The organism is Pseudomonas sp. NFPP04 (assembly GCF_900113815.1).
In the GTDB taxonomy this organism is placed as follows: Bacteria; Pseudomonadota; Gammaproteobacteria; order Pseudomonadales; family Pseudomonadaceae; genus Aquipseudomonas; species Aquipseudomonas extremorientalis.
Genome location: NZ_FOQS01000003.1, coordinates 402,743 through 415,255 on the forward strand (window position 1 = coordinate 402,743; position 12,513 = coordinate 415,255).

The following is a 12,513-nucleotide window of genomic DNA, read 5'->3' on the forward strand; positions in this document are numbered from 1 at the left end:
CGACGCGAATGAAAATGCCCGTCTCTCAGGAAACGGGCATTTTTTGTTTCCGGGAAACCCTTAGCCGCGGTATTCGCACAGGTAAGCGGTGTCCACGGCGACCTTGAGTTGGAACTTGCTGTTGGCCGGCACGTTGAACTGGCTGCCAGCGGCGAAGGTTTCCCAGTCGCTGGCGTCAGGCAGCTTGACGGTCAGGGCGCCGGACACCACGTGCATGATTTCACGCTGGGCGGTGCCGAATTCGTATTCGCCCGGGGCCATGACGCCGATGGTCGCCGGACCTTCTGCGGTGCCGAAGGCGATCGACTTGACGGTGCCGTCGAAGTACTCGTTGACTTTGAACATGGGCGATTCCTCGGAAAAGGGTCTGGAAAGGTCGGCCAGTATGCCCAAGGGCAGGGAAGCTGCCTAGACCGGCAGAATCAGTGGCAGCAGGCGCGCGGTGTTGCGTGCATCTTCCAGCGCCCGATGCTGCTGGCCATGGAACTGCATCCCCGCCAATTGCAGGGCACCGTTGAGCCCCAGGGGCTTGTCCAGGCGCCGTGCCTTGGCGAAGCGCTGCTTGAGGTTCACATGGGGCGTGGTGGCGAGTGCGCTGGCCAGGCCATGGCGCTGCCATTCCAGCTCCAGCTGCCTGCGATCGTAATCGCCCCAACTGGCCCAGCCTTCCAGGCGCGCCTGGTGTTGGCCCAGCCAGCGCTCGAACAGCGGCCACACCTCGGTGATCGGCACCGCGCCGTCGATGTTGGCCTGGGTGATGTGGGTCAACTGACGGCAAAAAGGCGTCAGCAAGGGACGGCGCAGCGGCCGCACAAAACGCTGGAAGTGATCCAGCTCGCGGCCCTGGCGGTTGACCAGGCTTGCGCCGATCTCGATGACTTCCATCTCCGTCACGGGCCAGCCGCCTTCATCCGTTGTGGCTTCAAGGTCAATAATCAGCCAATGGGGCATCGCGCAGGTTCCCGTACTCTTCCCTTTCTGTTGGGGATAGAGCGTAGCCCGGCCCTGTAGTTCCGCCTAGGGGCTAGACGATCTCGAGTAACACCTGACGATTGTGCACCTGGTCACCGGCGCTCACCTGCACGCCTTTGATCACACCGTCGATGCCGGCGGTCAGCGGATGCTCCATTTTCATGGCTTCGAGCACCAGCAGCAGTTGGCCCTTGGTGACGCTGTCACCGGTGCTGACCCGCACATCGACGATGGCACCGTCCATCGGCGCCTTCACCGTGCCGCTGCTGGCATCGGCCTGGCGGCTGGCCACTTGCTGCGTGCGGTTGGTCACGCACAGGCCGGGCATCCATAGTTGGTCGCCGTCGAGGTGATAGGCCATGCGCCGGCGGATGCCGTTGAGCACCAGGGTGGCGTGGCGGCCGTCGGCGCTGAGCAGCAGGGGGGCGGTGCTGACGGTGTGGATTTCGCCATTGACCTCAAGCCGATAGGTGCAAGGGCTACTCGCGGTGTTGCGCCAGCCCGACAAACCGTGGGGATGTTGCTCGGCACCGTGGGTGTAGAACAGCGCAGCGGCCAGGGCTAGCTGTTCGCTCGATACAGGCTGGCGTGGGATCTTGCTGAAGTGCTCGGCGATAAACCCTGTGCTGAAATCGCCGTTGATAAACGCCGGATGCTTGAGCAAATCAGCCAACAGTTGCTGATTGGTGGCGACGCCCAGCAACAGCGTGTCTTCCACCGCCCGCAACAGTTTGCGCCGCGCCTCTTCGCGGGTGGCGCCGTGGGCGATGAGCTTGCCCAGCATTGGGTCGTAGAACGGGCTGATACGTTGACCTTGTATCACGCCATGGTCGATGCGCACGCCGGTCGCCGGTTCCCAGCGCAGCACCTCGCCGGTTTGCGGCAGGAAACCCTGGGCCGGGTCTTCGGCGTACAGGCGCACTTCCATGGCATGGCCGCTCAGGGTCACGTCCGCCTGGGTCAGCGGCAGCGCTTGCCCGGCGGCGATCTGCAGCTGCCAATCCACCAGGTCGAGGCCGGTGATCAGCTCGGTGACCGGGTGTTCCACCTGCAGGCGGGTGTTCATTTCCAGGAAGTAGAACCGGCCATTGCGGTCGAGCAGGAACTCCACGGTACCGGCGCCCACGTAATTCACCGCACGCCCGGCCTTCAATGCGGCTTCGCCCATGGCCTGGCGCAACTCGGGCGTCATGATGGGGCAGGGGGCTTCCTCGATGACTTTCTGGTGGCGGCGCTGGACCGAGCAGTCGCGTTCGCCGAGGTAGATCAAGTGGCCGTGGCTGTCGCCGAACAACTGGATCTCGACGTGGCGCGGCTCGATCAGCGCTTGCTCAAGAATCAGTTCATCGCTGCCAAAGGCATTTTTGGCTTCCGAGCGGGCGGTGTGCAGGTTGTCCAGCAGGGCTTCGGGTTGGTGCACCAGGCGCATGCCGCGACCGCCGCCGCCGGCGCTGGCCTTGATCATCAATGGGTAGCCGATGCGTTCAGCTTCCTGTTGCAGCGTGTTGTCGTCCTGGGCACTGCCCTGATAGCCGGCAATGCACGGCACGCCGGCGTCGAGCATGGCGAGTTTGGACAGGCGTTTGCTGCCCATCAGTTCGATGGCCTCGACGCTGGGCCCGATGAAGGTCAGGCCGGCGTGTTGGCAGGCGCGGGCGAAGTCGGGGTTTTCCGAGAGGAAGCCGTAGCCGGGGTGAATCGCATCGGTGCCGGTGAGTCTGGCGGCGGCGAGGATCGCCTCGATATTGAGGTACGACTGTTGTACCGGGGCGGGGCCGATATTGACGGCTTCGTCGGCCATCTGCACATGCAGGGCCTGGGCGTCGGCATCGCTGTAGACGGCGACGGTGCGGTAGCCCAGGGCTTGGGCGGTGCGCTGGATGCGGCAGGCGATTTCGCCGCGGTTGGCGATCAGGATTTTGTTGAAGGCGGGCATGGGTTTATCCCTTGGCTGATGGGGTGTTTGATCGGGCCTCATCGGGGGCAAGCCCCCTCCCACACTGTGGGAGAGGGCACGCCCCCGATGGCGTTATTTGCACCACCGAGGCTTTCTTTTCTGCACAAACGCCTGCGTTCCTTCAATCCCTTCCTCACTGCGCACCGCTTCGGCAAACCACTGCGCGCCCCGATCCAGCACCGCCTCCAGCGGCTCATCCACACTGGCCAGCAACAGCGCTTTAGTCCGTCCATTCGCCATCGGCGCGCACGTGAGCACCTGCCCCAGCACCTCATCCAACCGCTGCGCCAACGCCTGCGGGTCGCGCTCGGTAAAGTGCACCACCCCCAGCCGCTCAGCCTCAAGCCCGTCAAACCGTGCCGCTGTCAGCGCCAGCCGCCGCGCCTGGGTCAGCCCGATGCGCTTGACCACGAACGGCGCAATCTGCGCGGGCAGCAAGCCCAGGCTGGTCTCCGGCAAGCCGAATTGCGCCCGGTGATCGGCGATGGCGATATCGCTCACGCACGCCAACCCAAATCCACCGCCCAGCACCGCGCCTTGCAGCACCACGATCACCACTTGCGACAGCGCTTGCACTTCCTGCAGCAAGGTGCCAAACGCGCGGTTCAGCGCCTGCAGTTGATGGCCTGCGGTGACCAGGTCCTTCACATCCGCCCCGGCGCAGAAATGTCCGCCCGCGCCGCTGATCACTACCGCGCGCGTCTGGATGTCCAACTGCGATAGCACCGTGCGCAATTCATTGACCATCTCCAGGCTCATCGCATTGCGGCAGTCGGGCCGGTTGAGGGTGATGTGCAGCACACCGTTGTGGGGTTCGAGCAACAAGGTGTTCATGGTTTTTTCCCCGGTAAGGTGCCCATCAACTTGCAGATGATGCCCAGCATGATTTCGTCGGCGCCGCCGCCGATCGACACCAGCCGCACATCGCGATAGGCGCGGGCCACGGGGTTGTCCCACATGAAGCCCATGCCGCCCCAGTATTGCAGGCAACTGTCGCTGACTTCGCGGCCCAGGCGCCCGGCCTTGAGCTTGGCCATGGACGCCAGGCGGGTCACGTCCTGGCCTTTGATGTATTGCTCGGTGGCCTGGTAGACCAGCGCGCGCAGGCATTCGATTTCGGTGGAGAGCTCAGCGAGACGAAAGTGGATGACCTGGTTGTCGATCAGCGCCTTACCGAAGGTCTGGCGCTGCTTGCAGTACTCGATGGTGCTGTCGATGCAATGCTCCAGGCCCTTGATCATATTGGCCGCGCCAAACAGGCGTTCTTCCTGGAATTGCAGCATCTGCATCATGAACCCCGCACCTTCGTGGCCGATGCGGTTGCGTTGCGGCACGCGCACGCCGTCGAAGAACACCTGGGCGGTCTCGGAGCTGTGCATGCCGAGCTTTTCCAGGGGCGGGCTGACGCTGATGCCGGGAGTATTCATCGGCACCATGATCAGCGACTTGTTGATGTGCGGCTTGTCGTCGGAGGTGTTGGCCAGCAGGCAGATGAAGTCGGCGCTGGGTGAGTTGGTGATCCACATCTTGCTGCCGTTGATCACATAGTCGTCGCCGTCCTTGCGCGCATGGGTCTTCAACCCGGCCACATCGGAGCCGGCGCCGGTTTCCGAGACGCCGATGCAGCCGACCTGCTCGCCGCTGATGGCCGGGCGCAGGAATTCGTCGCGCAGTTCATCGCTGCCGAAGCGGGCAAGGGCGGGGGTGCACATATCGGTCTGCACGCCGATAGACATGGGGATACCGCCGCAACGGATGGTGCCGAACTCCTCGGCGGCGACAATGGAATAGCTATAGTCCAGGCCCATGCCGCCGAATTTCTCCGGCTTGGAAATGCCCAGCAGGCCGAGGTCGCCGGCCTTGCGGAAAATGTCGTGGATGGGAAAGCGCCCGGCCTTTTCCCATTCGTCCACATGGGGGTTGATCTCGCGGTCGACGAAGGCGCGGACGGTGCGGCGCAGTTCCTGGTGTTCCTGGGTGAAGATCATTTTTATTGTTCTCCTGATTAGAAACGCGCCACACCAAAGGTGTTGGGCTGCAATGGCCGCACCTCAGCCTCATGACAGATATCCAGCAGAAAACCGAGCAAGGTCCGTGTATCCCGAGGGTCAATCAGCCCGTCATCCCACAGGTTCGCGCTGCCGTAGAGCGCGGTGGACTGGCTGTCGAGCTTCTGTGCGGTGACCTGTTCCAGCATGTCCAGCACCTTGGGATCCGGCACCAGGCCATCCTTCAATTGCTTGGCCTCAGTGACAATCCGCAGGACTTTGCCCGCCTGGGCACCGCCCATCACTGCCGTGCGGCTGTTGGGCCAGGCGAAGATAAAGCGCGGGTCCAGGCCACGGCCGCACATCGCGTAGTTGCCCGCGCCGTAGGAGCCGCCGACCACAATGGTCAGTTTAGGCACCCGCGCGTTGGCCACGGCCTGGATCATCTTCGCGCCGTGCTTGATCACGCCTTGTTGTTCCGACTCGGTGCCCACCATGAAACCGGTGGTGTTGTGCAGGAACAGCAGCGGTGTGCGGCTCTGGTCGCACAGTTGGATAAATTGCGCGGCCTTGCTCGCGCCCTTCGGTGTAATAGGACCGTTGTTGCCGATCACGCCCACGGCGCGGCCCTGGATGTGCACGTGGCCGCAGACGGTGTGGGCGTCGAATTCGCCCTTGAAGTCGAGAAAGCGCGAGCCGTCGGCCAGTCGCGCGAGGATTTCACGGACGTCGTAGGGCTTTTTCGGGTCGTCCGGGATCAGGCCCAGCAGCTCTTCGATGGGGTACAGCGGTTCTGCGTAGGCACGTTTCGGCGCCTGTGGAAGGCGATCATTCCACGGCAACAGGCTGACGATTTCGCGGGCGATGCGCACGCCGTCCGCATCGTTTTCCGCCAGGTATTCGGCGGTGCCGGCGGTTTGTGCGTGCATCTGGGCACCGCCCAGTTCTTCATCGGTCGCCACTTCGCCGGTCGCGGCTTTAAGCAGCGGCGGGCCGGCGAGGAACAGTTTGGCCCGACCGCGCACCACCACCACGTAATCCGACAGCCCCGGCTGATAGGCGCCGCCGGCCGTGGCCGAGCCATGCACCACGGTGATCTGCGGCAGGCCCATGGCCGACATGCGCGCCTGGTTGGCGAAGCTGCGCGCACCTTCGACGAAAATCTCGGCGGCATAGTTGAGGTTGGCGCCGCCACTTTCGGCGAGGGTCACCACCGGCAGTTTGTTCTCCAGGGCGATCTGTTGCAGGCGCAGGGATTTCTTCAGGCCGGTGGGGGAAATGGTGCCGCCCTTGATCGCGCTGTTATTGGCCACCACCAGCACGCGCACGCCGCTGACGTAGCCGATGCCGGCGATCAACCCGCCTCCGGCGGCGCTGCCGTCCTTGTCGTCGTGCAGCTTGTAGCCGGCCAGGCTGGCCAGTTCCAGGAACGGCGCGCCGGGGTCCAGCAACAGGTTGAGGCGCTCGCGGGGCAGCAGTTGGCCGCGCTTGTCGAACTTGGGCTTGGCGTCCTGTGCCTTGCTCAACAGGGTGTCTTCCAACTGCCGCAGCTGGGCGATGGCGGCCAACATGGCCTCGCGGTTTTGCGCGAATGGGGCGCTGTGGGCGTCGATCAGGGATTCAATCACCGGCATGGTCTATTGCCCCGCCTTGAGCACATCGGGCAGGTAGGCGCGGTGGAAGCCATTGAAGGGTTCGCTCGGCGCCTGCGCCTTGTGCAACGGCCACGCGCGACTGCCCAGGCTGGCGGCACCGTCGATACGCAGTGTGCTGCCGCTGATAAAGGCAGCGGCCGGGCTGAGCAGGAACACGATGGCCGCGCTGACTTCCGATTCGGTGCCGATACGCTTGAGCGGCACATGTTCGCGCAGCGTGGGAATCACCGCCTTGAACGCGCCTTCGTAGGTGTCCATGCCGCTGGAGGCGATCCAGCCCGGCGCCACGGCGTTGACCCGTACGCCGGCATAGCCCCACTCGAAGGCGGCAGTCTTGGTGAAGTTGTCCATGCCCGAACGTGCTGCCCCCGAGTGACCCATGCCGGGCATGCCGCCCCACATGTCGGCGAGCATGTTGACGATGGCGCCGCCGTGCTTGCTCATGGATTGGTTGAACACTTCCCGCGCCATCAGGAAACCGCCGACCAGGTTGGTGCGCAGTACGGTTTCGAAACCTTTCTGGTTGATTGCGGCCAGTGGCGAGGGGTACTGGCCGCCTGCATTGTTGACCAGGCCATGGATAGCACCGTGGTCATTCAGGACCTGGCCGACCAGTGCCTTCACCGCCTCTTCATCGCGAATATCGCAGGCCTGCCAATGGGCGAGGCCACCGTCTTCAGCGATTTCCGCCGCGACGTTCTGCAGCTTGTCCGGCTTGCGTCCCACCAGGATCACCTGGGCACCCAGCGCCGCCAATTCATGGGCGGTGCAGCGGCCAATGCCACTGCCGCCGCCGGTGACCATCACGGTTTGCCCCTGGAACAGGTCGGCTTTGAAGATCGAGTCGAAGGCCACGGCAATGCTCCTGTTAGGCGAGTTGATCAGCAATGTGTTGCGGCACGGCAATCGGGATCTCCAGCAGTTGCTGGGCGAAGGCTTTGCCCTGCGGGTCGATGCGCAGGCTGGCGATGCCACCGCCGCCCAGGGCGTTTTCCAGCAGGAAGTTGAGGCTGTGGCTGCCGGGCAGATACCAGCGCTCGACACGGCCGTGCACGGGGTCGAGCAGATGGCCCATCCAGTCGACGATCACCTGCGGGGTGAGTGCTTCGGCAATCCATGGCAGGTAATCGGGGTGGCGGGCGATCACGCCAATATTGCTGTGGTTGCCCTTGTCGCCGGAGCGCGCCACGGCCAGTTTCACCAACGGCACGCTGGCGTCGGCGCGGCCTTGGGGCTTGGGCGGATCGATGGACGCATCGGGCAGGCGCGGGGCGTCGGCAGGTGGCAGTGCGCAGGGGTGGCGTGCGCCCTGGAAGTTGATCACCCCGTCACAGGCCGTTTTATCGATCAGGAACGAAAACAGTCGGATCAACGGGTACACCATCGGCCGTCCGCCGACGATGCCGGTCAGGCCCGGTGCCATGCCGGTCGCGGCCTGGGCAATCTCGCGGGCGAACAGCACCAGTGCTTGTTTGTTGGGGTGGCGCACCGCCAGTTTCACCACCACTTCGCGACAGTCCTGGCGCCTGGCGTGGGCGCCGTAGGTGGCTTCGCTGCCGAGCAGTTCGATATTCACTTCGGTGTAAGGCGCCCAGCCGCGCTGGCTGAACAGCTCCGAGGTCTTGTTGATGATCGCCTGGCTGACCCGCTCGGCCTTGGCGACCGCATCGATGCCGGCGATCAGGCAACTGGCGGTGCAGCGAAAACCGTCCGGGTAAGTGGCGCTGACCTTGTATTGATCGGTGGGCGGCAAGCCCTTGGCGCCGTGCAGGCGTACCTGGTGTTTGTCTTGCTGCTGCAATTTGACCTGGCTGAAGTCGCAGATCACATCGGGCAACAGGTAGGCATGCGGGTCGCCGATTTCATACAGCAGTTGCTCGGCGACGCTGAGTTCGCTGATCAGCCCGCCTGTACCGTCGACCTTGTTGACGGTGAATTGGCCGTCGGCGCTGACGTCGACGATGGGAAAGCCGATGTGCTCGTAGTCCGGCACGTCGCGCCAATCGGTGAAGTTACCGCCGGTGCACTGCGCGCCGCATTCGATGATATGCCCGGCCAGTGCGGCCTGGGCGAGGCGGTCGTAATCCTGCCAGGACCAGTCGAATTCATGCACCAGCGCCGCGCTGACTACTGCGCTGTCCACCACGCGGCCGGTGATGACGATATCCGCGCCCAGCTTCAGCGCCTGGGTGATGCCCGGCGCGCCCAGGTAGGCGTTGGCGGACACGCACAGCGGCGGCAACGGCGCACCGTTGAACATGTCGGTGATGCCGTGCAGGTGTTTGAGCTGGGGTTGCAGGTCGTCGCCCAGCAGCACGGCGATTTTAAGGGAGATACCGGCCTTGTCGCAGGCGGCTTGCAGGGCGGCGGCGCAGGCCTGGGGGTTGATGCCACCGGCGTTGCTGATCACGCGAATGCCCTGGTGCTGGATATCCGCCAGCAGCGGCGTGAGCACGTCGACGAAATCCGTGGCGTAGCCGGCCTGGGGATCTTTCATCCGCGCACCGGCCAGGATCGACATCGTGACTTCCGCCAGGTAGTCGAACACCAGGTAATCCAGCTTGCCGCCTTGCACCAGTTGGGCGGCGGCGGTGCAGGTGTCGCCCCAGAAGGCGCTGGCACAGCCGATACGAACCGTCTTGCTCATGAGAAATCCTTCCTCGAATGGCTGGGGTCGAGACTACCAAGCAAGCGCTTGGTTTGTAAACTGCGGATACAAGATTCAGCCAAGCGCTTGCTTGGGTGGCCGCCACGGCCTAAATTGCGGGCCAAGACGTCCGTGGAAGTAGAGGAGAGAGGCATGGATGAGCACAAAGCCCTGCGGGTCATGCGCACCATGGTCGATGGCGGCCAATTGACCGACCCCGACAGCGCCCGGGGCAAGCTGCTGCAAACCGCGGCCCATCTGTTTCGCAACAAGGGCTTCGAACGTACCACCGTGCGCGACCTGGCCAGCGCCGTGGGCATCCAGTCCGGCAGCATCTTTCATCACTTCAAGAGCAAGGACGAGATCCTGCGGGCAGTGATGGAAGAAACCATCCACTACAACACGGCGATGATGCGCGCTTCGCTGGAAGAGGCGAGCAACGTGCGCGAACGCGTGCTGGCGCTGATCCGCTGCGAATTGCAGTCGATCATGGGCGGCAGCGGCGAGGCCATGGCGGTGCTGGTGTACGAGTGGCGGTCGTTGTCAGCCGAAGGCCAGGCCCAGGTGCTGGCCCTGCGCGACGTGTACGAGGCGCTCTGGCTGCAAGTGCTGGGGGAGGCCAAGGACGCGGGCTACATTCGTGGTGATGTATTCATCACCCGGCGTTTCCTCACCGGCGCGCTGTCCTGGACCACCACCTGGTTTCGCGCCGAGGGCAGCCTGACACTTGAGCAGTTGGCCGAAGAGGCCCTACTGATGGTTTTGAAGGCCGATTGAGGCGCAAGCTATTAATTTACCGCTGGAAAGTTGTCTCTCCAGACAAAAACGCCTAGCTTATCGCCATGAGCGTTTTTGAACGGTGTGTGCCTTGATGTTTTCGCCATGGCGGCTGGCTGCAGGACTTACCTTTTGGGCACTGGGCACCGCGTGGTGGATGCCAGCTTCGGCTGCGCAGTTGGTACGCATCGGCGCGGCGCATTTCCCACCCTACACCGTACGGCCGGAGCAGGGCGCCGACACCGGTTTGCTGCCGCAACTGGTCGAAGCCCTGAACGCCGCGCAAACCGATTACCAGTTTGTGTTGGTGCCCACCTCCATCCCCCGACGCTTTCGTGATTTCGAGCAGGGCCGTGTGGATATGGCGATCTTCGAAAATCCCGATTGGGGCTGGCAGAACATTCCCCACACCAGCGTCGACATGGGCCTGGAAGATGCGGAAATCTTCGTCGCCCAGCGTGAGCCCGGTCGTGACCAAAGTTATTTCTCCGACCTCAACGGCAAACGCCTGGCCGTGTTCAGCGGTTATCACTACGCCTTCGCCAACTTCAACCCCGACCCCAAGTACATGGCCGAGCACTTCAACGCCACGTTGACTTACTCCCATGACAGCAACCTGCTGATGGTCGCGCGCGGGCGTGCCGATATTGCCTTGGTGACGCGCTCGTACCTGAGTGATTTCATGGTGCGCAATGCGCAAATGGCGGGGCAGTTCCTGGTCTCGGAGCGCATTGACCAGGTCTATCACCACTTCGCATTGCTGCGCCCGAAGGCGCCGATCACGGGGGACGCGTTTGCCGCGTTGCTCAAGCGCTTGCGCGACGATGGCGAGATGCTGAAGATTTTCGAGCCGTATCGCATTGATGTGATGGCGGTGCCCTGAGGCACCACCGGTGCGGCATCACACCCTGCGCGCAAACGTATCGCTATGGCTGCCCGACACCTTGCGGCAGTGCACCAGCGCATCACGGATCATGAAGTTCACCAGGGTCGGCGACACGCCCAGCTCCTTGGCGATGTCCTTTTGCGGCACGCCGTGCAGGCGGTACATCTCGAACGCATAGCGGGTGCGCTGGGGCAACTCGGTCAGGGCGTCGGCGATGTTTTCCAGGGTGTTGAAGTTGATGTGCGAGGTTTCCGGTGAAGCGCCGTGAATAACCACATTCAAGCCTTCCTCTTCCGTCCCGGAGTATTTGAGCTCCAGGGCCTGCTTGCGGTAGTGATCGATCGCCAGGTTGCGCACGATCTGGAACAGATAACTCAATTGCGCCTTGAACGAAGACGTGATTGTCGGCGCCGATTGCAGCCGGAAGTAGGCGTCCTGCACCACGTCCTCGGCGCGGGAGCGGCAGCCGGTAATGCGTGCCGCGATCTTCACCAGAATCAGCCGATTATCGACGAATGCCTGGAGAAGCGGTGAGTCGCACCTGCCTGTGGATACTTGTTCCGTCATGGAAATCACCTTACTGCCAATAGGTTAGGGGAGGGCGTCCGTGCCGGGGCCTCCTACACATCGGGCAACAAATTATGCTGAATGATAATGATTGTCAAATGAGAAGGCGAACTAATCTTATGCTTTCTCGTTTGGTGTGAACCACGTCTCGCGCGTCCCTGGCGACTAATTATTTGCCGGTGCCGTCCGTTCTTCTGGGTGACAGGTCCGTTAGTAAAACGACCAAGGAGGAGGACGACATGGGTTTCTATCGTGCAAGCGGCGTGTATCGGTCTGGAGTCGTCGCCTGATGAGTACGCCGACTCGACTGCGCCTGTTCTGCCTGCCCTATTCGGGCGCCAGTGCCATGGTTTATGCGCGTTGGCGCCGGGCCCTGCCAGAGTGGTTGCAGGTCTGCCCGCTGGAATTGCCCGGCCGTGGCATGCGCATGGACGAGCCGTTGCAACGCGATATCAAGGCCTTGGCTGCGCAGCTCGCCGATGAAATCAGCCGCGACTTGAATGGCCCCTATGCCCTGTTCGGCCACAGCCTTGGCGGTCTGCTCGCCTTTGAGCTGGCGCACGCCTTGAACGCTCGCGGTGTGCCCGCGCCGCTCGCCTTGTTCGCCTCCGGCACGGCCGGGCCAGCCCGTCGTGATGTCAGCGAGTACGCCATCGAAAAGACCGACGAACAACTGATCGCCCGCCTGCGCGAACTGCAAGGCACCACCGAAGAAGCTCTGGCCAACCCCGAATTGATGCAGTTGATGCTGCCGATCCTGCGCGCCGATTTCCTGCTGTGCGGCAGTTTCACCTACGGCGAACGTGCACCGCTGGGCATGCCGATCCATGTGTTCGGCGGCAAGCAGGACAGTGTGCGCGCCGACCAGTTGCTCGACTGGCAACTCGACGCCGCCAGCGGCTTTTCCCTGGACATGTTCGACGGTCACCACTTCTTCCTCGTGCAACACGAAAGCGCGGTGCTGCGTTGCGTGCGGCGCTACGCCGACGAACACCTGGCCCGCTGGCGCAATGGCGCGGCGCGGCCACTCGCCGTCGGCTGAACAAACCCCCGAATTCTTGAAT

General features: G+C 63.2%; 12 protein-coding genes. 3 read left to right on the forward strand and 9 right to left on the reverse strand.

Annotated elements, in window-relative coordinates; translation table 11 throughout:
* Positions 1–60: 60 nt before the first annotated feature.
* The 8 genes from BM017_RS09210 to BM017_RS09245 form a co-directional block, all read right to left on the reverse strand.
* Positions 61–345: a pyrimidine/purine nucleoside phosphorylase gene (locus BM017_RS09210; protein WP_058424671.1), complete on the reverse strand. Its 285-nt coding sequence runs from the start codon at positions 343–345 to the stop codon at positions 61–63.
* A 63-nt stretch (positions 346–408) separates the two neighbouring features.
* Positions 409–951, reverse strand: coding sequence for a 3'-5' exonuclease (locus BM017_RS09215; protein ID WP_071492722.1), 543 nt, complete (start codon positions 949–951; stop codon positions 409–411).
* 73 nt (positions 952–1,024) lie between these two features.
* On the reverse strand, positions 1,025–2,908 hold the full coding sequence (locus BM017_RS09220; RefSeq protein WP_092243088.1) for an acetyl-CoA carboxylase biotin carboxylase subunit: 1,884 nt from the start codon (positions 2,906–2,908) through the stop codon (positions 1,025–1,027).
* Positions 2,909–3,001: 93 nt separating this feature from the next.
* Positions 3,002–3,763, reverse strand: coding sequence for an enoyl-CoA hydratase/isomerase family protein (locus tag BM017_RS09225; RefSeq protein WP_092243091.1), 762 nt, complete (start codon positions 3,761–3,763; stop codon positions 3,002–3,004).
* Positions 3,760–4,917, reverse strand: a complete 1,158-nt coding sequence (gene atuD, locus BM017_RS09230) for a citronellyl-CoA dehydrogenase (protein WP_092243094.1) — start codon at positions 4,915–4,917, stop codon at positions 3,760–3,762. Before atuD ends, BM017_RS09225 begins: the two co-directional genes overlap by 4 nt.
* 17 nt (positions 4,918–4,934) lie before the next feature.
* A complete protein-coding gene (atuC, locus tag BM017_RS09235; protein WP_092243097.1) occupies positions 4,935–6,551 on the reverse strand; it encodes a geranyl-CoA carboxylase subunit beta in 1,617 nt (538 codons plus the stop codon).
* 3 nt (positions 6,552–6,554) lie between these two features.
* Entirely contained in the window at positions 6,555–7,427 is an 873-nt protein-coding gene (locus BM017_RS09240) for an SDR family oxidoreductase (RefSeq protein WP_071489792.1), read from the reverse strand.
* Positions 7,428–7,440: 13 nt separating this feature from the next.
* Entirely contained in the window at positions 7,441–9,219 is a 1,779-nt protein-coding gene (locus BM017_RS09245) for an acyclic terpene utilization AtuA family protein (protein WP_092243100.1), read from the reverse strand.
* 153 nt (positions 9,220–9,372) lie between these two features.
* On the opposite strand from BM017_RS09245, the gene BM017_RS09250 reads away from it, so the two are divergent.
* Both BM017_RS09250 and BM017_RS09255 read left to right on the forward strand, forming a co-directional pair.
* Complete coding sequence (locus BM017_RS09250) at positions 9,373–9,996, forward strand: TetR/AcrR family transcriptional regulator (RefSeq protein ID WP_071489790.1); 624 nt, start codon at positions 9,373–9,375, stop codon at positions 9,994–9,996.
* Positions 9,997–10,090: 94 nt separating this feature from the next.
* Positions 10,091–10,879 carry a substrate-binding periplasmic protein gene (locus BM017_RS09255; RefSeq protein WP_092243103.1) on the forward strand — a complete coding sequence of 263 codons (789 nt, stop codon included), beginning with the start codon at positions 10,091–10,093 and terminating at the stop codon, positions 10,877–10,879.
* Between the two features lie 18 nt (positions 10,880–10,897).
* Here the strand turns inward: BM017_RS09255 and BM017_RS09260 are convergent, their stop codons facing one another.
* Entirely contained in the window at positions 10,898–11,449 is a 552-nt protein-coding gene (locus tag BM017_RS09260) for an RNA polymerase factor sigma-70 (protein WP_005789991.1), read from the reverse strand.
* A gap of 289 nt (positions 11,450–11,738) precedes the next feature.
* Here BM017_RS09260 and BM017_RS09265 point away from each other — a divergent pair, with 289 nt between their 5' ends.
* Positions 11,739–12,491 carry a thioesterase II family protein gene (locus tag BM017_RS09265; protein WP_092243108.1) on the forward strand — a complete coding sequence of 251 codons (753 nt, stop codon included), beginning with the start codon at positions 11,739–11,741 and terminating at the stop codon, positions 12,489–12,491.
* Positions 12,492–12,513: the final 22 nt, after the last annotated feature.

Excerpts from the sequence above, each read along its gene's own strand:
- BM017_RS09210 (WP_058424671.1), bottom strand. The coding sequence starts at position 345 with ATGTTCAAAGTCAACGAGTACTTCGACGGCACCGTCAAGTCGATCGCC.
- BM017_RS09250 (WP_071489790.1), top strand. The coding sequence starts at position 9,373 with ATGGATGAGCACAAAGCCCTGCGGGTCATGCGCACCATGGTCGATGGC.
- BM017_RS09260 (WP_005789991.1), bottom strand. The coding sequence starts at position 11,449 with ATGACGGAACAAGTATCCACAGGCAGGTGCGACTCACCGCTTCTCCAG.
- BM017_RS09220 (WP_092243088.1), bottom strand. The coding sequence starts at position 2,908 with ATGCCCGCCTTCAACAAAATCCTGATCGCCAACCGCGGCGAAATCGCC.
- atuC (WP_092243097.1), bottom strand. The coding sequence starts at position 6,551 with ATGCCGGTGATTGAATCCCTGATCGACGCCCACAGCGCCCCATTCGCG.
- BM017_RS09255 (WP_092243103.1), top strand. The coding sequence starts at position 10,091 with ATGTTTTCGCCATGGCGGCTGGCTGCAGGACTTACCTTTTGGGCACTG.
- BM017_RS09225 (WP_092243091.1), bottom strand. The coding sequence starts at position 3,763 with ATGAACACCTTGTTGCTCGAACCCCACAACGGTGTGCTGCACATCACC.
- BM017_RS09215 (WP_071492722.1), bottom strand. The coding sequence starts at position 951 with ATGCCCCATTGGCTGATTATTGACCTTGAAGCCACAACGGATGAAGGC.
- BM017_RS09245 (WP_092243100.1), bottom strand. The coding sequence starts at position 9,219 with ATGAGCAAGACGGTTCGTATCGGCTGTGCCAGCGCCTTCTGGGGCGAC.
- BM017_RS09265 (WP_092243108.1), top strand. The coding sequence starts at position 11,739 with ATGAGTACGCCGACTCGACTGCGCCTGTTCTGCCTGCCCTATTCGGGC.
- atuD (WP_092243094.1), bottom strand. The coding sequence starts at position 4,917 with ATGATCTTCACCCAGGAACACCAGGAACTGCGCCGCACCGTCCGCGCC.